Below are 23,260 nucleotides of genomic sequence, written 5' to 3'. Positions count from 1 at the left end.
CTCTGCTACTCAGTCACGCTTTTACGTTTGCACCACACCAGAACCAGGGTGCCGACCAAACCCACCAATAGCAACACAATGGGTAGAATCATCAGTGCGGTCATAACCTGATTTTCATAATGCTTAACCAAGGGAATCTGGCTTAGTGCGAAGCCCAAACCCACCACACTGCCAACCCACAGCAGCCCACTGAGCCAGTTAAAGAATTGAAAACGCGCGCTATTTAGGCCAGAAATACCGGCCAGTGTGGGCAATAAGGTGCGCACAAAAGCGAGAAAACGGCCAATAATTAGGGCCGCCAGACCATGGCGTACAAAGAGAGTATGGGCGCGCTGACGATAATGAACCGGTAGCTGCAAGAGCCACTTTTTGACCACTTTAGTATCGCCTAACCACAGCCCTTGCAGGTAGCTCAGCCAACAACCCAGACTAGCGGCAATGGTCAGAATGATCATGGTGGGCAAGAACCCCATGACCCCCTTGGCAATTAATGCACCCGCCAATAGCAGCAAGCTATCTCCGGGGAGGAAAGAAGCCGGCAGCAAACCGTTTTCTAAAAATAGGGTGGTAAAGAGTATGCCGTAAATAACCCAAATCACATTCGGGTCGGCAAGTTTACTAAAATCCTGCTGCCATAAGGCATGAAGGATTTCGCGTAATACATCCATTTCTGTTCCTGTTTGCCTATCGTGTGAGGATATTGTCGGTAAGGACAACTGTTGGTGTGGAGTGACCTAGTGTATCCGCATTGGCGCTGATCCACATTGATCTTATCCTCAATAACTGAATTTTTGAGGGGATATATATGTGCTGTTGATACTCTTTTTGTAAAAGAGGATGAATGCGCGGAGATTGTCACCGCGCATTAACAAGTGACCTCACTAAAACAAGTCACCTCACTAAAACAAGTCACCTCACTAAACAAGTCATTTCGATAAAACTAAAACAAGTCATGCCGATCAGAACCTACTCCTGCGCAGCTTTAATGCGCTCAAAGCCAGCCGCCAAGTCGTCTTGCAAATCTTGAACACTCTCCAGACCAATATGCAGGCGGAATAACGTGCCGTTAATTCCTTCGCCCTCATAGCGGCGGATCGCGCGGATATCTTTGGGTTGATAACCCAGAATCAAGGACTCAAAACCGCCCCATGAGAAGGCCATGCTGAAGTGAGTGAAGTGGTCGAGATAGGCTTCTAACTGCTGCTGTGTTAGCTCCTGTTTTAGTTCAAAGGAGAATAAACCGTTACAGCCAGTGAAGTCCCGCAGGTAGAATTCATGGCCTTTGCAGTCAGGCAGTGCCGGGTGGTAGACCGCCGCAACTTCTGGGCGCTGAGCCAACCAGTGGGCTATCTCGATACTGTTTTTCTCATGCTGTTTTAGGCGAACACTAAGAGTGCGCAACCCACGGCTAGCAAGGTAGGCGGTGTCAGCATCGACCATCTGCCCCATCAGATAAGAGTCTTCCCGCAGTTGCTCCCAACAGCGCGCATTGGCAACAGCAATTCCTAACATGGCATCAGAGTGACCAATAATATATTTGGTTCCTGATTGGATGGAGATATCAATATCAAAATCTAATGCTTTAAACAGCACACCAGCCGCCCAAGTATTGTCCATCATAATGATTATCTCAGGTGCCACCGCGCGGATAGCCCTCACCATCGCCGGAATATCCTGTATTTCCATGGTGATAGAGCCGGGGGACTCAAGGAACACCACTTTGGTTTGCGGGGTGATCAGGGCGGCGATACCCGCGCCAATCATCGGGTCAAAATAGGTCGTGGTGATACTCATGCGCGATAAAATTTTATCGCAAAAACTTTGAGCCGGCTCATAGGCCGAACCGGTCATCAGCACATGATCGCCGGCTGAAACAAAGGATAAAATTGCATTGCTGATCGCCGCCGCACCGCAAGGATAGAGAACGCAGCCCGCGCCACCCTCCAACTCAGTCATCGCCTCCTGCAAGGAGAAATGGGTTAAGGTGCCGCGGCGGCCATAGAATAGCTCGCCATTTCCCCGATTGATGGTGGCCTGTTTTTTCGCTTTAACGGAGTCGAAAACCAGAGACGATGCCCGCTGAATCACGGTATTAACCGAGCCTTGGGTGAATCTTTTACTCCTGCCCGCGCTGACCAGGATGGTTTCCAGTTTTTCGGTGGTTGGCTTATTTGCAGACATGATTGCGTTGTTACCTTTTTATCAGCTATGCCCAGATTTCATTGGCAGCATTTATAGGGGAAATTATTTCTTACGTTAACATGATGATTGTTGTGTAGGCGCAGCTTTTAGCATGAAAAAAACTCAATAGGGTGACCCGCTGTTTTCTGTGGATTTGTCATGGGAAAATGCTACGGAAGTCGCGAAATGGGAGATTTATTAAGGAATCATAAATCGGGGGTATTTTAGGTTGCGCAGGTGTTATGACGCTCAATTAATCAATTTCCCATCTTTACACTTAATGGCACTCCCGCTGTACAGCCAATAGCTCAATCTGGTGCGTCGAAGTCGCGTAGTCCCTGATATCAGGCAATTTCTCTTTTTTTCGCAAAAAATCGGCGTAAACACTAATGATAATTACTATCAATCCCCCATTTGTTTGATATGATCGGTAGCTGATTTCGTCCTTAAATTGATATGTATATTGGGTGGAGGCACAGCGTGAAAACAGCTGGCAAAGAGATTAAAGATAGATCATTCGTGCAAAGCCGAATGATGACAGGCGTAGTGGCATTACTGCTAGTGGCCGGTTTAGCGGGTCATGCACAAGCAGCACCTGGCAACAGCAGTGCCATTGCTTCATCTGTTGCGGCACCAACAACAGCAACATCGACCCCGCTACCGGCACCGGAGCTAACTGCCGTCGCTGCAACAGCAGTAAACAGCGAAGCAAGCCCGGCGGCGACAGTTCAGCCAATAGCGGCACCCGTTCCACAAGGGCTGGCGATGGACTTATCTGTCTGGGGAATGTATCAACATGCCGACGTGGTGGTGAAAGGGGTGATGATTGGCCTGGTATTGGCATCAATTGTCACCTGGACCATTTTGTTCTCCAAAGGCACCGAGCTATTCCGCGCGCGCCGCCGCTTACTGCAAGAGCATGAAGTCATCGGCGCAGTGACGGATCTGGATACCGCATCAGAGCGTGCAGAGGTATTTGCCTCAGATAGCATCAGCAGCCTATTGCTTCGTGAAGCGCAGAACGAACGTTTATTGTCAGCAGAGTCGAATGACAACAATGGCATTAAAGAGCGTGCCGCTTTCCGCTTAGAGCGTCGGGTGGCAGCCATTGGCCGCCAAATGGGCAAAGGCAATGGTTTCCTCGCCACTATCGGTGCAATTTCACCCTTTGTGGGGCTGTTTGGTACGGTTTGGGGCATCATGAACAGCTTTATCGGCATTGCTCATTCACAAACCACCAATCTGGCGGTCGTGGCACCGGGCATTGCTGAAGCCCTGCTGGCAACAGCGCTGGGTCTGGTCGCCGCCATCCCAGCGGTAGTTATCTACAACATCTTTGCTCGCCTGATTGGTTCTTACCGTGCACAAGTGGGTGATGTCGCGGCACAGGTGCTACTGCTGTTAAGCCGTGACCTCGATCTGAATAGCAGCAGTGAAGCAAAGTCATCTAAGCAGCCTCATCAACTGCGTGCGGGGTGATCTATGGCGATGCGGATGAATGATAACCTCGATGAAAGCGGTGAACTGCACGAAATTAACGTGACGCCGTTTATCGATGTCATGCTGGTTTTGTTGATTATCTTTATGGTGGCCGCGCCATTAGCCACGGTGGATATCAAAGTGGATCTACCTGCATCGTCAGCGGTGCCGCAGCCACGGCCGGAGAAACCGGTCTTCCTGACGGTGAAAGCGGATAACCAGTTATATGTCGGTGACCAGCAGGTTGATCGCGATACACTGGCAGCGGCACTAGATAAAGTGACTCAATCCAATAAAGAGACCACCATCTTCTTCCAGGCGGATAAAGTGGTGGATTATGAGACCCTGATGAGCGTGATGGATGCGCTACGCAAATCAGGATATCTCAAGGTTGGTTTGGTCGGCATGGAAGCGGGCGGCGCTAAATAGCCTCTCTTAGGCGCGGTGAGTGTGACCGCGCCTGATGCTAATGCTTAGGTATATTGCGGCCTACTACCTCGCTAGAGGTTGTTGTTAATGACTGCCTGAGAGCGGCTTCTAGCTCGTGGGCATCAGATACGTAGTAATAATTATCCTCACCGACGCATTTTTTCCAATCAATATAATTTGCTGGTTCGTTAGTTTCATTTGAGCCATCTTTGATGGCGATAAAAACCATTTTAATATTATTTTCTTTGATTCTTTCGCACATCCCTTTATCTATCAGTGTCTTGGATATATAAATACTTTGTTGTATTGTGGTATCATTTATAAATACATCAATACCATCAGAGATAATTACCATTAATTTATTATTACTGTTATTGCTTTCTTTTTTAAATAGGGTGTTGGCATATAATATCCCAGAACTGACGAGTGTTTGGCCCAAAGGTGACATAGCTATCATTTTATCTATGAGGTCATCATGACTATTATGACTATCTAGTGAGTATGCATTGGAGTTATTCAGGCAAATAGATTCGTTTATTATATCATCTAATGGAATATCGATATATTGTGCATCTGAATTTATTGATTTAATTGTTGCGTCATAATCAATGGTAGTCGTTATAAATATCATTTGTTGCATGTATGTTGGAATATTAAGTGTAATGCGGAGGAACTCCAGTGCCTTATTTCTATATTCCTGTTTAGCCATGTTTTTTATGACGTTAGTAAGGGTGTTATATTCTCCCAACGTTAGTTCCCCATAGTTAATCTTATCAATATCAGTCAATCCTTCCAGTCCAGGGAATTTTTTTAGTCCAGATACAGTGTATTGCCGAAAGTAGTTATTATCTGCTCTATATTGCTTGGGCACAAAAGGAAAATGACAATACTTTTTTTCTTGACTATTCTCTATTACGATTCTTTTTGTTCCCCACGAGAAGGGTACGAAACCAATAAGATTAATATTGCTATTTTTGAGGATGCTACCATTCAATCGGTTAAATACATCTCTTAAGGCATTTATTTTTTCTCCTCTTGGGACTTTACCATGAAAACCCTCATTCATTGATCCAGAATAGTCGGCCACAAAGATGACATCAGTAGCTTTATCTTGAATTGTAGATACTTGTTTTATGGCAGCACCATTATCTTCAGTGCCTATTGTGGTGATTGCATTTGTCATGGCTGTTTTAGATAAGAAATTAGCAAAGTAGCTCATGGTAATCTTCGCATTATATGTCAATTGGCCACAATTATTTTTTATATCGATCTCCGGTACTGAGAAATGCTCTAATGGCAAATATGCACTAGAAAAATTAGAGACTAAATCAACGTTTTTTCTCATTTGAAGTTCGTCCGGTAGGTCATCATTCTCGACCGTTAATGCTAATGTCGCTTGCTCAATAGCATCAGAGAGTTTAGCTTTTTTTTGCAATAGCTGCGAAATCTCAAAGGACAGAAATAATAGTGCAATGAAAAATGGCAATATTATAATAAAGGGTAATAAAATGGCTCCTTTATCATTTTTTATAAATTTCCGACTTATTATTATAAAGAGAGATAGTAGATTGCCGGGACGAAAAATGGATCTATTAGTGAGCATAAACTTCCTTATTAATTTTATTATCATGTTGCTATGAGTTAGGCGTTAGCGTTCAATCGCCACAGCTGACGATGTTATCGGAATAGCCAAACCTCCCCCTGTGGTCGGCAGACATAATGTGACTTGATACAGTGGTATCCAGCGGCCAGTATGGGCATAGGGTGACAAATTTATCATCTTAGATAGTGGTCGTATTGGTTGGCATGAACCGAGGCTAACTGAAACAGTATTCTGATTATCAATATCTTTTATTTCAGGATTGCTCGGCAAAAAATGCAATGTCTCAATTGTTATTGCCAAGTTAGAACTTTTCATACCCGTATTTAATAGCATTTTTTCAGCGAGACGTTTTAACTCATCAACTTGCATCTGAGTCAGACGATAGTCACTGCCATATAATTTACTCCGCTCCCTTACTATCCCGGCAATAGAGTATGAGATACGATCCAATTTACCCACTGTTGATTGATATGTTGCCACTGAGAGCAACACTTTGATAAGCAGTGTAATAATAAAAACCGCAAATGCGAATTCGATAATTACCGAACCATGGCAGTTGAGAATAAAATTATTACGCTTAATTTTCTTGTACAAAAATCACCTCGCGAGATAACAATATATTAGACCAGACGGAGGGAATCGGGAAAAAAAGGGGACTATAGGTGTAGCTAACACTATAACGTGCTAGTTTTTGATCTGTATATACTTTGCTCATTTTATTAGCGATGATATCTGATATGTTATCACTAAATTCTACACTAGCAGTGACCGCGTTATTATTGGTTATAAAAGCCCCCAATAGACCTTGCTGAGCCATTAGGCGATTAAGGAATACCGACTGATAAGTTGCACTATCATTTTCTTGCTTATTCTTAGCTGATTTTGCCGCTTCTGAAACTGCCAGATCCAGGCTGGCAGAAATATAGAGTAAGCGAGAGATTTCTGCTGAAAATAACAGTGTGAAAATTAACAGAATAAAGAGTATTGAAAACTCAATAGCAACAGAGCCGCTATTTGATTGAAAAAATAGCCGTTTTATCTTGCACATCATACACCTTCGGAACTTAATTTTTCTTGACGAAGATGGCTCACCTGACTCAATGCTAATATTAGCTCATCAGGGTCTGTTGCCATTTTATCCGCAATAATTATCTTTTTTGCATACGCAGTATCACCAAGTTGAATAAGTGAAAACACCAGGTTATGTAATAATTGTGGGTTTTTATTTCCGGCCAGATAGTCAGGTAAGAGTATTCTAACCGCATCAGTATAACGTTCATCAAGCATTGCCACGACAGCAAGATTATTCATTGCGGTTTCATCAGATATAAATAAAGTGCGGGCTTGTTCAAAAGCAATTTTAGCTTGATGGGTCTCACCATCATTAGCTAATATAATTCCATGCAAGTTATGGGCCTCCGAACTCTTCGGTGAAATAGCGAGGAGTTTTTTTACCGCAATTTTTGCTGCAACATTATCATTGCTGTTAATGAGATTCTTGGTTTGCAAAATATAGTAAGATTCATTTTCTTTATCGACTATTGGCTTTGAATAATATAAAGACGACTGACTATCGCCGGCAAGATAGTATGCATTCGCTAATTTTAGCCTAACTGCATCATTCTCTTTTGTTTTTAGTTGTTCACGATATAAGCTAATAAGCCCACCATAGTTATTAGCTTTAAGTAAAATACTTTCTCGATAAGAGAACTCCTTTTTACTCAGATTATTAGAAGAGCAACCAGTGATTATAAATGTAAACAGAGAGATGGCGAGTATAGATTTAAACTTGTTGTACATAAGCGATTAACTCCAGAACACTAGGTGAGATAACTAATACGACAAAGGGAATAAGAATAAAAATAAACAAAGGTAGTGTCAGTTTTGTCGACAATTTACTTATTTTTTCTTCTGTGACTAACAGTTGCATTTCTCTTATATCTTGAGATAGCTTAATTAATTGGTCATAAACAGTAGAACCAAAACTGATACTGTATTGTAGTGTGCTACAAAACATTTTTATTTCAGTTGCAGTGGAGCATTGATGCAACTCTTTAATTGCGCTTTCTAGACCATTTATTTCTGCCCGTTTAGCCATTTTGAGAATTATTAAGCTCAAGTCTGGGTTTATTAACTCAAATTTTCTTGCAGCATAACTCAGTGAACTGTCTATTGTCATTCCAGATTGCACACATGCGGCCGTAATATCAATAAAGAATGGGAGCGACTTAAGTATAGATTCAACTCGCCTGGCGATAATTTTTTTTATCATCACTTTCGGCAGATAAAGGGTCGCGAGTATGGTAATGAATCCAATCCCTATCAATGAGTTCAGATTAATAGTAATTGTACCTGTCACGACCAATATAATAGCTACTGCTAGGACTATTATGATGATCAGTAACTTCAGATAAACCATATTATAAAATATAGCTGGCAGTTTTATAAAGTGAGCTAAGTTATCGTCTTGCTCTTTCTCTTCTTTTACCTTCTCTTTGTTTTCTTGTGTTTTATCATGCCCATTTACTCGATTAAATACTGAGATTTTATTTGATTTTGATTTCTCCTTTAATAGCATGGCAATCAAAAATAGAGGGATAGCAATAAGAAAATATATTTTCATAACGTCTTCCTGAGCATTTTCCTTATTAATGCCAGTCCAATTAACTCACTGGCGATAATATAGTAAAAAATAAGCTTACCAATACTATGATTCCACATTGACTCTATTGTTGTCGGATCAATAAAATAGAGTAAAAGAGAGAATGCCAGCGGCATTAACGATATAATATTTACTGACATCCGAGTCTGAGCGGTCATTACGGCTTTTTTCTGCTCAGATGTTTTGTTTTTCGCTATAACGCTTGATAAGCGGTTAGTCAGCTCCCTTAATTGCCCACCTTGTTGCAGATTAAGTAATATTATAGTGATAAGAAAATAAAACTCGGGGTAGTGAAAACGCTGATAGGCATCATAAAAAACAGTTTCAGGTGACTCACCCAAATTAAGCTTTCGGCAAATAAGGGTAAGTTCATCACCCAATGGGCCATTTATTTCATATCCACAACGCTCTAATATTTGATTAATACTTGCACCACTACTGGCTGCCATGGTTATCATCAAGATGACCTCAGGAAAGTCCTGATGAAAAATAGCATGATGCATTTTTCTCGAAAACCTTAATTGGAGGAGTATCACACTGATAAAGATAAATACTGATATAAGAAAAATATTAATATGGAACCAGTTATAATTTACTGAATATATAAAAATTAAGTAAATCATCGGAATGGCTATATGCTTTTTGTTTTTATTTTTAACTATATAAGATAAGTAGCCAGTCCACTCTAATAATATTTCTCTAAAGAAATTTGTGATCTGAAGATTTTTTTTGAATGTCCTTTTTTCAGTGTTGTCAATGGATCTTTTTATTCTAATCCATTTCAAGCTGCTTAATACCAACAATAGAATACCAGATGATAATATTATATAGTATGTCATTATTTCACCACTGAAAAAATACTACTTAACTCATTTGATAAGTTATAGATATCAGCATTTATCCTGACAGCGGAGCGGCTAAATAAGCCATGATTAATAAAGTCCCCCTGGATTTTACCTTGTTGATCACGTTCTTTATCTGGCTTGAATGAAAAAATATCCTGTAATACGACATTCTCACCTTCCATCCCCATAATTTCACTTATATAACGGACTTTCCTGGATCCATCATTCATCCGTGAGACCTGTACTATTAGATTGATTGCTGAGGCAATATTACGCCGAATAGTAAAAATGGGCATATTAACTGGCCCCATCATGATCATACTCTCCAATCGTGCTATGGCATCACGAGGTGAATTAGCATGTAGTGTTGACATTGATCCATTATGGCCAGTATTCATCGCCTGGAGCATTTCAAAAGTTTCTTCGCCGCGACACTCACCAATAATGATCCTATCGGGGCGCATACGTAATGAGTTAATGACTAAATCCCGCATCGTGATCTGTCCGGTATTTTCCAACCCCGCTAGGCGTGTCTCCATGCGCACCACATGGGGTTGTTCAAGATTGAGTTCAGCTGCATCTTCTAAGGTAATCACTCTCTCATTTTCAGAGATGTATTTTGATAGTGCGCTGAGTAATGTCGTTTTCCCGGAACCGGTGCCGCCAGAGATAACGATATTGACCCGACAACTGGCGGCAATAATCAAAAAATTGGCCATATCACTGCTCATTGCCCCCATATCGACTAGGTCTTCCAATTTTCTTTTATTATTACTAAATTTTCGGATCGAGAGTGCTGTGCCATCTAAGGTAATAGGACTTATTGCTGCATTGATGCGGCTACCATCAACTAAGCGGGCATCAGCCAGAGGCCTACCTTCATCAATACGGCGATTTACACGTTGCATTAAGCGCTTGGTAATATCAGTCAATTGAGTATTATTAATAAATCGGCGATCGCTTAAGCTTATTAGCCCATAGCGCTCAATAAATATTTTCTCCGGGCCATTAACCATAATGTCGCTGATAGAGTCATCTTCCATTAACTCTCTTAGTGGACCAAATCCTGTAATTTCATCTGCTATCATTTCGACTATTTTTTTCTGATCTTGAGTCGTTAGTTGATGCTCATTATCATTAAATAGCTCATGGTATGTTTGAGAAATAAGATTAATTAGTCTGCTATAATCATTGACCAGATGTTCCACCTTATCTGTGTCAATATTCGCTAGCATTTTTTCTCGGATTAACTCTTGTGTAGATAATGGTATCTTCATGATGAGCCTTTTATTTTAGCAGTTGTATAATCTTATTAATCCACATTTTGTTATATACCGATGTATTAATACGAATGCCAAGTGCATGTTTGGCTAATTCGGTAATTGATCTCTTTCTACGGCCAAAGTAGTTTGAGTGACTAATTGAATCACTTCCTTTGCTTATATAAGGTATTTTAATATCTATTGTTCGTCCTAATAATGATTGCACATCTGAGGTGTTTAGCATGTCTTTAGTGACTGGACGGCTCTCATTTAAGCAAATTATTAATTTAATACCTCGCTTGTTATCTCGCTTAAAACGAGAATAAGTATCAATAAACTCTTTGGCGATCCGAACTGATATCATGCTATTGTCTAGTATTAAAACTATACAGTTAGAGTATTCGATATAATCTGTTAAGTTTTCTTTCGGTGTATTATAAATTGGTTGATCGAATACAATAAAACTATGCTTTTTAGTTTTATGAAAATTAATATCACTTAACTTCTTCTCTTTACATAACATCAGATCAAGGTTTTTTTGATATTCAGTTAGCTCTGCACCCATCTTTTTTTCTGTCACCAGGTCAAGATCTTGCGATCCTTGACTACCTTGTAACAGTAGAGTGGGGGATTTTCTTAATTGAGTTACTTCATGAGCTAAATGATAACTGAGTAGTGTGGTGCCAATTCCCCCTTTACAACCGAGCACACTGATAAAAAAGGCTTTTCTTTCTGATTCTATCTGAATGCCTTTCAGTAAATATTGTGTTAGTTCAGCTGATTGTGACTGAATATTTAAGTAGAGTAGCCCGCATTCAGTAAACTGCTGTGCAATAGTGATTGAGTCAATATCACCGACTAAAACACACCAGCAGTCACGAGGGACATGATTTTTTATTAAATTTAATATATCTTCAACATCACCATTGTCACTGATGTCAAGGATCACTCCGACAGTCTGATCTGGAATATTTACCGCTGTCACATTAAAAATATCCTTTTCGACGCTTTTAATTTGATTTATGTCCGTCAGTCGTATTTTTTCAGATATTTTTTCAATTACCCAGTTTCTTTCGGAAATAATGACAATGGTATTTTTAATTTTATGCTCTTTTCTGCTGATTAAGTCTTTGTTGAGAATTAGTTGCATATATCACCATTGTCACTAGAGCGTTTTCTATTGTTATTTACAGCACATCCTATAGCTTTGTTTTTTAATGCACGATAGTCATTAAGATTATACTTACAATGGCTATATACAGTTTTGTTCAGATAATAGACATCTTTACTATTACTGTTTACAGTAAGTTTGTCTTTTTTAACTAAAACAAATGAACGATCACTCTCTATAGGCTTAATTATTGTTGTGGCATGAGATAAATTAGGTAGTAAGAGTGTGCTACTGATTAATAAAAATTTCACTTAATAAACCCTCCCTTGCTTAGGAACTCTTTAGCCATCCTCTCTCTTTTTATTTCCATAATATGGGTAAAGTTAAAGAGGCGTTCAAGTGTTGAGGTATGCATAAAATCAGGTAGTTCGATCTCTTTTCTTGAGACAGGTTTTACCAGGTTTACTGTGGCGATCACGACCAACTCAGTTTGGCTTTGTTCAGTTTGCGCATTGCGGAATAAAGCACCTAATATAGGAATATCACCTATAAATGGAATTTTTTTGAGCGACTCTCTTTCGCTATTACTGATAAGACCGCCCAAGATAAAACTTTCACCATCACCCAGCTCTAATGTCGTTGCGGCTTTACGTGTTTTTAATGAAGGATAAGAATCGCCGCCTTCCATGCTAAATGATTTACCTATGCTGCTAACTTCTTCATTTAAGAGAATGCGTATCCGTTTTTTCTCATTTACTTTGGCACCAATATTGAGTTTGATGCCAAATTCTTTATAAGTCACTGTTTGACTATTTTCAGTGTTACTTGCAATAGGAATTTCACCGCCAACCAAAAATGATGCACTCTCACCTGATAATACCGAGAGGTTCGGCTCAGCTAACACACGAGCAATAGATTCATCATTAATTGCATGTACTAATGTACTAATACCATTGGCATTGAATTTAACGAACTGGAAAGAGCCAATGGCGTCACCCATAGTGCTCCAATCTACCCCGACATTTTCAGTGAAATCCTTGGTGACTTCGGCAATGGTTAATTTGACATTGACTTGATTAGCTTGTGGCAGTTTTAACTTATTAACGATGTGTGCATAATCTGGCGTGCTGAGATATTGTCTCTCGCTGGTTTTCTCTTTTTGACTACCAATAGCCTCGCCAACAATAGTGGCGAGGGTGTCTTTCTCCTCTTCTGACTCCACTATCCCGGTTAAGATGTAGCTGTCGCCAATTTTATCAATGTCAATGTTACTGTCGGGATACTCAATCAGTACTCGCTTATTTGCCGCATTAATAATATTATTTACCAAGATAGTTTTCTTTGCGAGCACCTGGTGTTTATCATCAAATAATATTATTTCTGTGGTTCCTTCACTTTTAGCATAAACAATAATGCTATTTTTATTGACTAATTCATAGTCAGCTACAGCGGCCGAAGAGACAAAAACAGTATCTATCTCTGCCTCTGTTTTAATGATGTATGATTCACCTGGAGAAATATAAACCGATTTTGCATTGGCTTTGTTAACTACTATTTGTAACACCGTGATGATAAGTAAAAAAAACAATGTATCCCAGTTTAGATATTTTGCTCTGACTGATCTCATCCTCTTAGCTCTCTTATTGTGCGTAGTTTGGGGAAAATGTCATGTAAGCTTTTTGATGTATGATGTTCATCACGGAGTTCAGTGCCTGGTATCAGAAATATGTCACCCGACTTTTCCGCTAAGTGTATTATATTGAGTTCCTCAGTATTGATTATGACCTCTATATAACCAACTAATGAGATTTTAGTCTTTTGGTTTTTCTTATTTTCTTCTGATAATTCGTTGGCGGAGTACTTTTTTATCCTTATTACTCGCATGTTGGGAATGACTTCAGTTAATAAGTAGTTCTGTTTTTTCCTGTCATTCATCTCTTGGGTGTTAATAGCAATACCATTTTCCACTCCTTTTCTTAAATCTGTCTCAAGGGTTCTCAATTGTAACGAAAGGGTATCACCGAGATTTAAGACATCAAGTAAGTGCTGCTCCTGTTGTTCTATATCAAACTTATAAATGACTTCACCTTTTTTTAAGCTTAGGCGATCAAATTCACTACTCTCTGGTGAGACCAACATCTCGTTAGTAATATAAGAGCCACTAAGAATATTTGTTTTCAATAAGTGACTTTTAATGTTTTCAGGGTTTGATAGATCACTTTTTATTAGTTGGCTAGATTCTGGCACCATCACTGTCTTTAGCGCATAATCATCTTTAGTTAAGATGGTGCCTGAAGATAGGTCGCGTGTTGATTGTGCCAGCATAATAGTGGCGATTTTCTCTTTTTTTGGTTCGACGAGATTAGTGAGAGTATTGCTGCCATCTTCCCTATTACCCAATACTCCTGCGGCACCTATTGCTATAATGATAAGTGAAAATAATAAAATAAGTTTACGGTTCATTATTGCTAACCTCTATGCTTATGGGAGACAAATTATTTATTTTTAGGTAAATAGAGATAATAAAAAACCACCAGTAATGGCGACAGCATAAGGTACTCCTCGTTGTTGAATATCAGCGCGGTTGATAAGCATACCTATAATCATCACAACTCCCCCCATGATTGCCGTATAGAGTATGAAATTTAGCGATTGCTCTGCGGTTAAAGCTAATAGTAATACGGTAATTAACTTTACATCGCCACCTCCAATCAGTTTGAAATTAAATAGGATATAGCCAGTCACTAGTGCGAACAGTGGAATAATGATACTGACCCTATGGTATTGAAAAAAACCTAAAGCTAATGTATTGATTGCAATAGTCATAATAAACCTATTGCTAATGATACGGTGGCGGATGTCGCTATAGCAAATTAGCAGTAGCTGTAGCATTAATAAGCTGGTTAACAAAAAATTAATAATTCCCAATATGGCTCCTCATATAGAAGTTCAATATGGCAATCTAAGGTTGCCATATTGAATAATTAAACTTATATCTGTTGCCTCTCAGCTCTAATGCGTTACTGATTAGGAATATTTACTGCATCTTTGGCTGTATCGATCACGGATTTAACCATATCTCCCAATGGTTGTTTGGCTGCCGCGATAAGGATAGCCGCTAAAGCAATAATCATGACGTATTCAATAATGGAACCTCGATTATCTTTCATGAATTCTTCGGTTTTCAGTTGAGTCGCGATATAGCCTTTAGTGATTAAGTTCATCATATTCGTTTTCCTTTTAAGTTTTTAAGTGGTGGGGGGTATTCCCCATTATTTTATTCTAAGTAGATACTTAACTAGATTAGTTGGGTGTTTTACTACTCGCCGAATCGATGTGTTTATATTCGCCTCGTTCGTAGTGGTAGCTATTTAACTGTTTTTTTTTCACCAGTGCCATTTCATTATCATCATTTAATCTTGTTAAATTATCCTTATCTGATTAATGGTGTTAAGGATGAGGAGTATCGCCATGAAATAATATAATTATGACTAAGACTGAGAGGAATGAGAGCCAGCAGAAAGAGAAAAATGCCAGCAGAGAGATTAATTTTTTCCAGCGGTAGCTTTGTAAAAACCCCGGTTTAGTAGGCGGCAGCGCAACTTGCGCAACCACACTTGCCATCGAGGGGGAGAGGGCAAGTGGTGCGGGGGCTGCTGTGGCTAGGATGTTGGTTTCACTCTGTTGTGGCTGTTCAGTCGCCTCATCACAGGTTGTGATTTGGTTGACGGCACCGATATAGCGCACACCTTTGCGTGGAATAGTATGGATCAGCGACTCTTTCAGCCCGACTTGAACAAATGCTTTGCGCAACATATAGAGTTGCCCGTAGTAGCTGCTTTCGCTGACCGCGCCCCGTTGTTCTTTCCACACCTGATTAATGATCTGCTCTTTTTCAGTCACGCCGCTGAGTAATAGTTTTAAAAACCTAATATTATTCTCAGTTAATATCGCAATCGCCCCATTGGGCCCATTTAAGCAGCGTTGTGCAGGGGAGAATAGCACTGTCCCTTCTAATTTAAACACAATCTCATTTGTCTCCATATTGGCGGCCACCTATCCTTTATAAGGGTTACGCTTATTATTTTAGTGTTTTTACTGTTTCTGTTGCGATCTAATGATAGTAGTAAGAGCATTAAGATGTTGTGCGCCTGATTTATTCTAAATCTCAACAGTTCTAATGTTTACTCAGCATATTCTTGCACGGATTAATTATTGTTAACAAGTCTGTGATGAGCATCGTTAGCCTAAAGTTTATTATTTATCGTTTCTTTTTCTTATTATTTTTCTATTGTATTATATTTTATGTAATTTCATTTTTAATTAAGTTACAGTTAATAGATGGTTCTTCTTTATTTCTGCCGAGTCATTCTATTTTTATACCTTAAAATATAATATTTGGTTTTTATGAGATATCAATAGAGAATAGAGGGCGCTGCCAATATCTTATTTAGCCCTTATGTGGGCGCTAAATGGTGCGGGTTATTGGTGTTGAGTGGATTAATTTCTTTTCGGTTACATCAGTTGTGCTGAGAAGTGATATGACAGCAAATGAGAGCGCCCTAACTCCTTTGAGGCAAGAGTTAGGGCCAGGATGATTTTTATTGCCGTTTTATGGCGTTTCGTTACATTTTTTATGCAGCAGCATATAGACCGCCGGTATAACCAGCATCGAAAGTAGTGGTGCACTGACCATTCCGCCGATCATGGGTGCGGCAATGCGCTGCATCACTTCTGAACCAGTCCCGCCACCCCACATGATTGGAAGCAGGCCCGCCATGATGGTGGCGACGGTCATGGCTTTTGGTCGCACTCGTAGCACGGCCCCCTCGTGGATCGCGGCGCTCATCTGGCTGGCGGTCATGGTTATGCCGGGTTGTTGATGCTTTTTCACGGCCTGATTGAGATAGAGCACCATGATGACACCAAATTCCGCCGCGACCCCCGCCAGTGCGATAAAGCCTACCGCCGCGGCAACGGAAAAGTTATATCCCAATCCATACAGCAGCCAGACACCACCAATCAGTGCAAAGGGCAGAGTGGCCATGATCAGTGCGGCATCGCGCACACTGCTGAAGGTGACATAGAGCAGCACGAAAATGATCATCAGGGTGACGGGTAACACAATTTTCAGTTTTGCCGTCGCCCGTTCCAGATATTCAAACTGCCCAGACCAGCCAAGTGATACCCCTTCCGGCAGCTTCACTTGCTGTGCCACCGCCTGCTGCATCTCAGTGACCGCTGATTTCAAATCTCGCCCGCGCAGATCGACATACACCCAGTCGGATAGGCGCGCGTTTTCACTTTTCAGCATCGGTGGGCCTTCGCTCACCTTTATGTCAGCCAGTTCGGAGAGCGCCACTTGCCCACCATTGGCCGTCACCACCGGTAAATCACGCAGTTTTTGCAGTGAATCACGAATTTCCCGTGGATAGCGCAGATTGATGGGGTAGCGCTCGCGCCCCTCAATGGTTTCGCCGATGTTTTGCCCGCCGATAACTGTTGCCACCAGTGATTGTAGCTCTTTGACTGACACCCCATAGCGGGCCGCCCGCAGGCGATCGATATCGATATCCACATAGCGCCCCCCTGTCAGCCGTTCAGATAGTGCTGAAGTGACACCGGGCACCTTGCGCACCACCTGCTCAATTTGTTGTGCGACCTGCTCGATCTGCTGCACATTTTTGCCGTTAACTTTTATCCCGACCGGGCTTTTGATGCCGGTGGACAGCATATCCAGACGGTTGCGGATCGGCGGCACCCACAGATTGGCAATGCCGGGGACATTGACAGTGGCGTCCAGCTCCTCGATCAACTTATCCATGGTCATACCGGGTCGCCATTGATCCTTTGGCTTAAAGCGGATGGTGGTTTCGATCATGGTGAGCGGCGCGGGGTCGGTAGCTGTCTCGGCCCGCCCGGCTTTACCAAATACTGTCGCCACTTCCGGCACCGTTTTGATCAGACGATCAGTCTGTTGCAGCAAGTGGCTGGCTTCCCGTACCGAGATCCCCGGTAGGGTGGAGGGCATATATAGCAAATCGCCTTCATCCAGCGCGGGCATAAATTCGCTGCCTAAGCGACTGAGGGGGTAGAGGGTTGCCAGCAGCAACATACCCGCAATCGCCAGGGTGGTTTTAGGCCGCGCCAACACGGCGGTGAGTACCGGATGATAGATTGTAATCAGGGCGCGGTTAATTGGATTGGCACTCTCATCGGGAATTTTTCCGCGAATAAAATAGCCCATTAATACCGGAACCAGGGTGATGGCTAAACCCGCCGAAACCGCCATGGCGTAGGTTTTGGTAAAGGCCAGCGGGGAGAACATCCGCCCCTCCTGCGCCTGTAAGGTAAAGACCGGAATAAAGGATAGGGTGATGATTAATAAGCTGCAAAATAGAGCCGGGCCGACTTCAATGGCTGCCTGCTCTGATATGCGCCAATAGTCCTGGCTGGCCGGCGTTTGTCCGGGGTGACTCCGCCGCCACTGCTCCAGCACCTTGTGCATGTTCTCGATCATGACGATCGCCGCATCCACCATGGCCCCGATAGCAATGGCAATGCCGCCAAGCGACATAATATTGGCATTGACCCCCTGATAGTGCATCACGATAAAGGCGCCGAGGATCCCCAGCGGCAGGGTGATGATCGCCACCAGTGCTGAGCGGAAGTGGAACAGGAACAGTGAGCAGATGACCGCGACGACTAAAAACTCCTCCAGCAGCTTAAATGACAGGCTGTCGATGGCCTGGGTGATCAGTTGCGATCGGTCATAAACCGGCACGATCTCCACCCCAGCAGGCAAGCTGCGCTGAATCTGTTGCAGCTTCTCTTTCACCGCATTGATAGTTTCCAGCGCATTTTTGCCGTAGCGCATCACAATGATGCCGCCGGCGACCTCCCCTTCACCATTCAGCTCCGCCACGCCACGGCGCATCTCTGGCCCCATGCGCACACTGGCGACATCGGAGAGTAAAATGGGAGTGCCATCACGGCTGGTGATCACGATATTGCTGAAATCAGCTGGCGTTTTCAGGTAACCGCTGGCCCGCACCATATATTCGGCGGCTCCCATCTCCAGCACTGACCCCCCGCCCTCCTGATTGCTGTCGGTAATGGCGTTGGCAATTTGCTGATGGGAGAGATTTAGCGCCCGCATCCGTTCGGGATCGAGCACCACTTGATACTGGCGCACCATTCCGCCGACGCTGGCGACTTCCGAGACATTCGGCACGGTTTTCAGCTCAAATTTTAGCGTCCAATCCTGCAGTGCGCGCAGATCCGCCAAACTGTGTTTGCCACTTCTGTCGATTAAGGCATATTCATAAATCCAGCCGACACCAGTGGCATCCGGCCCCAGTGCGGCTTTGGCCTCGGCGGGCAGGGTAGATTGCACCTGGCTGAGATACTCCAGCACCCGTGAGCGCGCCCAGTAGGGATCGGTGCCATCGTCAAACAGCACGTAGACATAGGCATCGCCGAACATCGAGAAACCGCGCACGGTTTTGGCGCCGGGCACCGAGAGCATGGTGGTGGTGAGTGGATAGGTGACCTGATCCTCCACCACTTGCGGCGCTTTGCCGGGGTAACTGACGCGAATAATTACTTGGGTATCAGAGAGATCCGGCAGGGCATCGAGCGGGGTCTGTTGCAGTGACCAGACTCCCCACGCGGCCATCATCACCGCGCCGAGTAGCACCAGCAGGCGGTTGCGCAGTGACCAGCGGATAATGGCGGCAATCATAAGTGGCCTCCATGGATATCGGCACTGCTATTTGATTTTATCGGCTGGATCTGGCGGATCTGCGCCCCTTGTTCGCTGAGAGTAAAGGTGAAATTAACCCGGCTGCCCACCACGATTTCCGGTGCTAACTTGCTCGTGGGCAGCAGGAAATCCATGGTCATCGCCCCCCATTTCAGCGCGGCTATCGGGCCGTGAGATAGGGTGATGCTCTGGCCGTTGATAGCTTTGACCTCCCCCTGCACCGAGTAGATATCAACTGGGCTGCCGGCTGCACTCTCTGCTGGCGGCGTGACGGCTGCTGGAGTGTCATCCATTTGCGGCAGGGCGCTTTGCAGGTTGGCTTCTGAATCAATCAGGAATTGACCCGAGGTGACCACTAACTGGCCCACATTCAAGCCGGATTTGATCTCTACCCAACCCTCCTGAGTTTGCCCGGTACTCACCTCGACTGGCTTGAAGTGACCCTCCCCTTGTGCCAGTAGCACGGTGTTGCGGTTGCTGCTCATCAGCAAGGCTTCCTGCGGGATCGCTAGCACTGATTGCAGTTTATCTGCGGATGCTGATTGCACACTCAGGTACATACCCGGTTTGAGCTGCTGCTGCGGATTTTCCAGCACCACTCGCGCCTTGAGAGTGCGGGTGGCTAGCTCCATATTGGGCAGTAACTCGCTGATTTTGCCATGAAAAGTCTCACCCGGCCAACTGGCGGTGGTGGCCGCAATAGTGCTGCCGAGAGTGACTAAACTGGCTTGCGATTGCGGATAATCGACGACGATCCATACCGGATCAAGACTCGCCAGCTCGAACAGTGATTGTGTCGCGGTGACTTGCGAGCCGACGCGGATATCCAGCTTATTCACATAGCCATCAGAGGGGGAGCGCAGTGTCACCCGTGTTTGCGGCTGACCACTTCTCTCCACGCTGCGAATCACCTCTTCGGGCATAAATTGCAGCTGTAGCCGCTGGCGGGCGGCGGCGGTCAGTTGGCTATCACCCAGGGTGCGGATCGCCAGATACTCCTGCTGGGCGGCACTCCAATCGGGTACCCAGAGTTGAGCTAATGGCTGGTTTTTAGTGACCGGTTGCTGATTGGCGCGCACGTACAACTGTTCAATGATGCCGTTAGCACGCGCGGCGATCACTTGCAGAGTGCGCTCATCGGTGGCGACGGTGCCGTAACCATGCAGGCGATAGTTGAGCGCGCGCATCTCTGCTGGCGCAGTGCGAACCCCCAGATTTTGCTGTTGACGCGCGCTGATGGTCACGCCGCCATCGTCAGTGGTTTCACCGGCATAACGCGGCACTAAGTCCATATCCATAAAAGGCGATTTACCCGGTTTATCAAAACGTTGACCGGGTGACATCGGATCGTACCAATAGAGCACGGTGCGGCTATTTTCTGCTGTTGCATCGGCGTGGGTTGCCGCTGCTGCTGGGGCAGTTGACGGCGGTTGCCCTAACAGATAACCGCCAAGGCCACTGATCACCGCGACCGCCACCAAGGTTAAACTCAATTGCTTTTTCATTGCGCGCTCTCCTGCGGGGTCAGATAACGGATGGCAGCCCAAGTGCGGGCTAACTCTCTGGCGGCATTGCTGGCATTGAGTTGGCTGTCGAGCAGGGCGCGCCGTGCTTCCAGCACACTGCCCAAATCACTTTTATTGGCCTGATATTGTGCCATCACCAAATTAACCCGTTGTTTTTGCAGCGGTAACACCTCAGCTGTTTGCCGATGCCATAACTGCTGGCTGGCCTGATACTGCGCCAACAGTGTGTCGAGCTGCGCCCGATGATCGCGGGTCAGTAAGGTCAGTTGGTCATTGGCTTCCATGGAGCGCGAGAGGTCAGCGGCGTAATCTTTGTCCTGCCGTTGTGAGCGGAACAGCGGCAGATCGACGGTCACCATCACGCCCGCCATATCCTCATATTCGTCCGCCCGTTTGGCGTAATAGACTTCAATCCCAATATCGGGGGTGGCGGCAATAGCCGATTGCGCCGAGCGGGCTTTGGCAACATCCGCTTCACGGCTGGCGAGCAACACCTCCGGGTGTTGGTTGATGGCCTCGCGCAACAGGGTTATCTCGGCAGGCAGACGGGTGAAATGGGGCAAGGGGCCGCTGATGTGATTGACCTCAATGCCGGTCAGCTGGGTCAACTGGGTTTGCGCCAGGGCGACATCCCGCAAGGCGGTGGTCAATCTGTCCTGCATCGATGAGAGGGCCAGGCGGGCATCAAGCACACTGCTGGGTAGTGCGCCACCGCTGGCAACTCCCGCCCGTTGCAGCGCCACCTGTTTTTCGCTCTCCTGCACCAGCACCTTGGCATCACTGACCGCCTGCTCAGTTAGGGCCAGATCCAGCCATGCCTGCGCGGCCTCTTTTTGCAGCCGGGTGCGGATGGTTTCACTACCCGCGGCGGTTTTACGTGCTTCAGCGCTGAGGGTATCGGCCTTTCTTTGCCGTTTATCGCTGCTGATATAGTCCTGCATGATGCCGACGCGCTGCATGGTCATGCCCTCACGGGTAAAGCGGCGGGCATTGTTGCCTCCGACGGGCAGGTTTTCAATGCCGAATTTCAGTTTAGGATCAGGTAATTGGGTGGCGGAACTGGCCATATTTTCCAGCGCATTAACCTGATGCTGGTTAGCAGACAGCTCAGCCGAATAGCGCTCAGCGGAGGTGAGCGCCTGTTCCAGCGTGATGTCTGCCGCGTGGCTCACTGCGGGCAGAGTGAACGCCGCTGCCATCAACCAACTGACAAATCCTAAACGCCATGCAGCCGTGGGCCGCCCCTGTGGCGGGTGATTAAGTGATGAGTTCATGGTGACTCCCGCCTTACGGCTGCTGCGCTGAAATGGCGGTCAACTGATAGCCCTGAGGGGTTTGGCGAAAGCTGAATGTCACCGGCGTGCCGACCGGCAAGGGGGCTGCGACCAAACTCTCCGGCAGGTCGAAGCTCATGGTCATCGGTGGCCAGTTCAGCGCCGGAATGGCGGTATGGGCGATGGAGACACTGGTAGCACTCCAGGCTTTAATCTGCCCGCGCGAGTGGTAATTATCGGCGTCAGTAGCGGCGCTATCCGCCATCATCGCCCCATGAGGGTGGGACATCGGCATACTGTCTGCCATTGGTTGAGTCGCGGCAAACAGGGGGGCAGAGAACAGAGTCACCGCAGAAAGTACAACAGCCGCAGTCGCGGAGAGGGCATTAGATAAGAAACTCATAGGAATAACTCCAAAACATAAAATAAGCGCAACGCACCGCACTAAGGCGGCCTGAAAAATGCGATCAGCTAGGTCTGGAGTTACTCTCTAAATCGGCAGAAAACGATTTCGGTGGGGGGGCCAACAATTGGGGGTGTTTGCCAGTCAAGGCGGTGAATGCGCGGGTTTTGCTGCACATCTGCCAGCACTAATTCAGTATGGGTCGGCAGGGCTGCCAGTACCAGCATACCGCTGTCAGACTGCACTGAGTCAGGGATGCAGTGCTTTTCGCACAGTGAGTTTTGCGCCTGACCATGGGACATATTCATCATCGATGGCATGTCATGCATCTGGTTCTGCAAATGACCTTGGTTCTGCAAATGGCCTTGGTGCTGAGTAAAGACTGGCGAGGCGGCAGGCGTGATATCACATTGATGGCTGGCAACCGCCAATTGCGCATTGAGGATCAACCAGCAGGCAATCAGCAGCATACCGCACATGCGCTTTTTACTGGCGCGCATCCGATGCATAAGCTGTGATATTCCCATGAATACTGGCATTTTTAACCCGAATGAGTGGCGGTATGAAATTATGCTGTCAGCGAGTATAGGGCTATCCCCCTGTTTTTAGAATGGTTTTGTCCGGTTACGCTGATTGAATGGAAAGGTTACATAAAGGTTAGCACACTGAATTTATTCTGTTTTTTTTAAAACGCGAGGCATAAATGGCGCGAATCGAGGT

At 44.9% G+C, this 23,260-nt stretch carries 23 protein-coding genes; 2 read left to right on the top strand and 21 right to left on the bottom strand.

Annotation, left to right across the window (positions count from 1 at the left end; all coding sequences use genetic code 11):
• Nucleotides 1-5: 5 nt before the first annotated feature.
• Nucleotides 6-668, bottom strand: coding sequence for a DedA family protein (locus HRK25_RS03225; RefSeq protein ID WP_005271140.1), 663 nt, complete (start codon nt 666-668; stop codon nt 6-8).
• A gap of 298 nt (nt 669-966) precedes the next feature.
• A complete protein-coding gene (metC, locus tag HRK25_RS03220; protein ID WP_005271142.1) occupies nt 967-2,181 on the bottom strand; it encodes a cystathionine beta-lyase in 1,215 nt (404 codons plus the stop codon).
• A gap of 480 nt (nt 2,182-2,661) precedes the next feature.
• Between metC and exbB the strand changes: the two genes are divergently transcribed.
• Together exbB and exbD are read left to right on the top strand one after the other, a co-directional pair.
• Complete coding sequence (gene exbB, locus HRK25_RS03215; protein WP_005271144.1) at nt 2,662-3,660, top strand: tol-pal system-associated acyl-CoA thioesterase; 999 nt, start codon at nt 2,662-2,664, stop codon at nt 3,658-3,660.
• Nucleotides 3,661-3,663: 3 nt separating this feature from the next.
• The gene (exbD, locus tag HRK25_RS03210; protein ID WP_004390102.1) at nt 3,664-4,089 is read left to right on the top strand and encodes a TonB system transport protein ExbD; all 426 of its coding nucleotides are present in this window, start codon (nt 3,664-3,666) and stop codon (nt 4,087-4,089) included.
• Between the two features lie 37 nt (nt 4,090-4,126).
• Here exbD and HRK25_RS03205 read toward each other — a convergent pair whose 3' ends face one another.
• The 19 genes from HRK25_RS03205 to HRK25_RS03115 form a co-directional block, all read right to left on the bottom strand.
• Nucleotides 4,127-5,692 (bottom strand): pilus assembly protein, encoded by a 1,566-nt coding sequence (locus tag HRK25_RS03205; protein ID WP_050413669.1) that lies wholly within the window; start codon nt 5,690-5,692, stop codon nt 4,127-4,129.
• A gap of 45 nt (nt 5,693-5,737) precedes the next feature.
• Nucleotides 5,738-6,286: a tight adherence pilus pseudopilin TadF gene (gene tadF / locus HRK25_RS03200; RefSeq protein ID WP_032896521.1), complete on the bottom strand. Its 549-nt coding sequence runs from the start codon at nt 6,284-6,286 to the stop codon at nt 5,738-5,740.
• Nucleotides 6,270-6,743: a TadE/TadG family type IV pilus assembly protein gene (locus HRK25_RS03195; RefSeq protein WP_032896523.1), complete on the bottom strand. Its 474-nt coding sequence runs from the start codon at nt 6,741-6,743 to the stop codon at nt 6,270-6,272. The genes tadF and HRK25_RS03195 overlap by 17 nt, the downstream gene beginning before the upstream one ends.
• Entirely contained in the window at nt 6,740-7,492 is a 753-nt protein-coding gene (locus HRK25_RS03190) for a tetratricopeptide repeat protein (protein WP_032896525.1), read from the bottom strand. The genes HRK25_RS03195 and HRK25_RS03190 overlap by 4 nt, the downstream gene beginning before the upstream one ends.
• Nucleotides 7,476-8,315, bottom strand: a complete 840-nt coding sequence (locus HRK25_RS03185; protein ID WP_032896527.1) for a type II secretion system F family protein — start codon at nt 8,313-8,315, stop codon at nt 7,476-7,478. Before HRK25_RS03185 ends, HRK25_RS03190 begins: the two co-directional genes overlap by 17 nt.
• Nucleotides 8,312-9,193 carry a type II secretion system F family protein gene (locus HRK25_RS03180; RefSeq protein WP_032896530.1) on the bottom strand — a complete coding sequence of 294 codons (882 nt, stop codon included), beginning with the start codon at nt 9,191-9,193 and terminating at the stop codon, nt 8,312-8,314. The genes HRK25_RS03185 and HRK25_RS03180 overlap by 4 nt, the downstream gene beginning before the upstream one ends.
• Nucleotides 9,193-10,476: a TadA family conjugal transfer-associated ATPase gene (locus HRK25_RS03175; RefSeq protein ID WP_032896533.1), complete on the bottom strand. Its 1,284-nt coding sequence runs from the start codon at nt 10,474-10,476 to the stop codon at nt 9,193-9,195. The genes HRK25_RS03180 and HRK25_RS03175 overlap by 1 nt, the downstream gene beginning before the upstream one ends.
• 10 nt (nt 10,477-10,486) lie before the next feature.
• Complete coding sequence (locus HRK25_RS03170; RefSeq protein ID WP_005271164.1) at nt 10,487-11,611, bottom strand: CpaE/TadZ family protein; 1,125 nt, start codon at nt 11,609-11,611, stop codon at nt 10,487-10,489.
• A complete protein-coding gene (locus HRK25_RS03165; protein WP_071984881.1) occupies nt 11,602-11,883 on the bottom strand; it encodes a hypothetical protein in 282 nt (93 codons plus the stop codon). The genes HRK25_RS03170 and HRK25_RS03165 overlap by 10 nt, the downstream gene beginning before the upstream one ends.
• Nucleotides 11,880-13,199, bottom strand: coding sequence for a type II and III secretion system protein family protein (locus HRK25_RS03160; RefSeq protein WP_032896535.1), 1,320 nt, complete (start codon nt 13,197-13,199; stop codon nt 11,880-11,882). Before HRK25_RS03160 ends, HRK25_RS03165 begins: the two co-directional genes overlap by 4 nt.
• Nucleotides 13,196-14,035, bottom strand: a complete 840-nt coding sequence (locus tag HRK25_RS03155) for a CpaB family protein (RefSeq protein WP_005271166.1) — start codon at nt 14,033-14,035, stop codon at nt 13,196-13,198. Before HRK25_RS03155 ends, HRK25_RS03160 begins: the two co-directional genes overlap by 4 nt.
• Before the next feature lie 42 nt (nt 14,036-14,077).
• Nucleotides 14,078-14,500 (bottom strand): A24 family peptidase, encoded by a 423-nt coding sequence (locus HRK25_RS03150; RefSeq protein ID WP_005271170.1) that lies wholly within the window; start codon nt 14,498-14,500, stop codon nt 14,078-14,080.
• A 92-nt stretch (nt 14,501-14,592) separates the two neighbouring features.
• Nucleotides 14,593-14,799: a hypothetical protein gene (locus HRK25_RS03145; RefSeq protein ID WP_005271173.1), complete on the bottom strand. Its 207-nt coding sequence runs from the start codon at nt 14,797-14,799 to the stop codon at nt 14,593-14,595.
• Nucleotides 14,800-15,022: 223 nt separating this feature from the next.
• On the bottom strand, nt 15,023-15,616 hold the full coding sequence (locus tag HRK25_RS03140) for a winged helix-turn-helix domain-containing protein (RefSeq protein ID WP_032896537.1): 594 nt from the start codon (nt 15,614-15,616) through the stop codon (nt 15,023-15,025).
• Nucleotides 15,617-16,184: 568 nt separating this feature from the next.
• Nucleotides 16,185-19,316 (bottom strand): efflux RND transporter permease subunit, encoded by a 3,132-nt coding sequence (locus HRK25_RS03135; RefSeq protein WP_032896539.1) that lies wholly within the window; start codon nt 19,314-19,316, stop codon nt 16,185-16,187.
• Complete coding sequence (locus tag HRK25_RS03130) at nt 19,313-20,842, bottom strand: efflux RND transporter periplasmic adaptor subunit (protein WP_032896541.1); 1,530 nt, start codon at nt 20,840-20,842, stop codon at nt 19,313-19,315. The genes HRK25_RS03135 and HRK25_RS03130 overlap by 4 nt, the downstream gene beginning before the upstream one ends.
• Entirely contained in the window at nt 20,839-22,137 is a 1,299-nt protein-coding gene (locus HRK25_RS03125) for a TolC family protein (protein WP_005271184.1), read from the bottom strand. Before HRK25_RS03125 ends, HRK25_RS03130 begins: the two co-directional genes overlap by 4 nt.
• Nucleotides 22,138-22,150: 13 nt before the next feature.
• Entirely contained in the window at nt 22,151-22,540 is a 390-nt protein-coding gene (locus HRK25_RS03120; RefSeq protein WP_005271187.1) for a copper-binding protein, read from the bottom strand.
• A gap of 80 nt (nt 22,541-22,620) precedes the next feature.
• A complete protein-coding gene (locus HRK25_RS03115; protein ID WP_049602694.1) occupies nt 22,621-23,049 on the bottom strand; it encodes a hypothetical protein in 429 nt (142 codons plus the stop codon).
• Between the last annotated feature and the right edge of the window lie 211 nt (nt 23,050-23,260).

Origin of the sequence: Yersinia bercovieri ATCC 43970 (genome assembly GCF_013282745.1) — a bacterium.
GTDB lineage: Bacteria > Pseudomonadota > Gammaproteobacteria > Enterobacterales > Enterobacteriaceae > Yersinia > Yersinia bercovieri.
The sequence above is the reverse complement of the archived record's forward strand: the minus strand, read 5'-3'. Positions and strand labels throughout refer to the sequence as shown.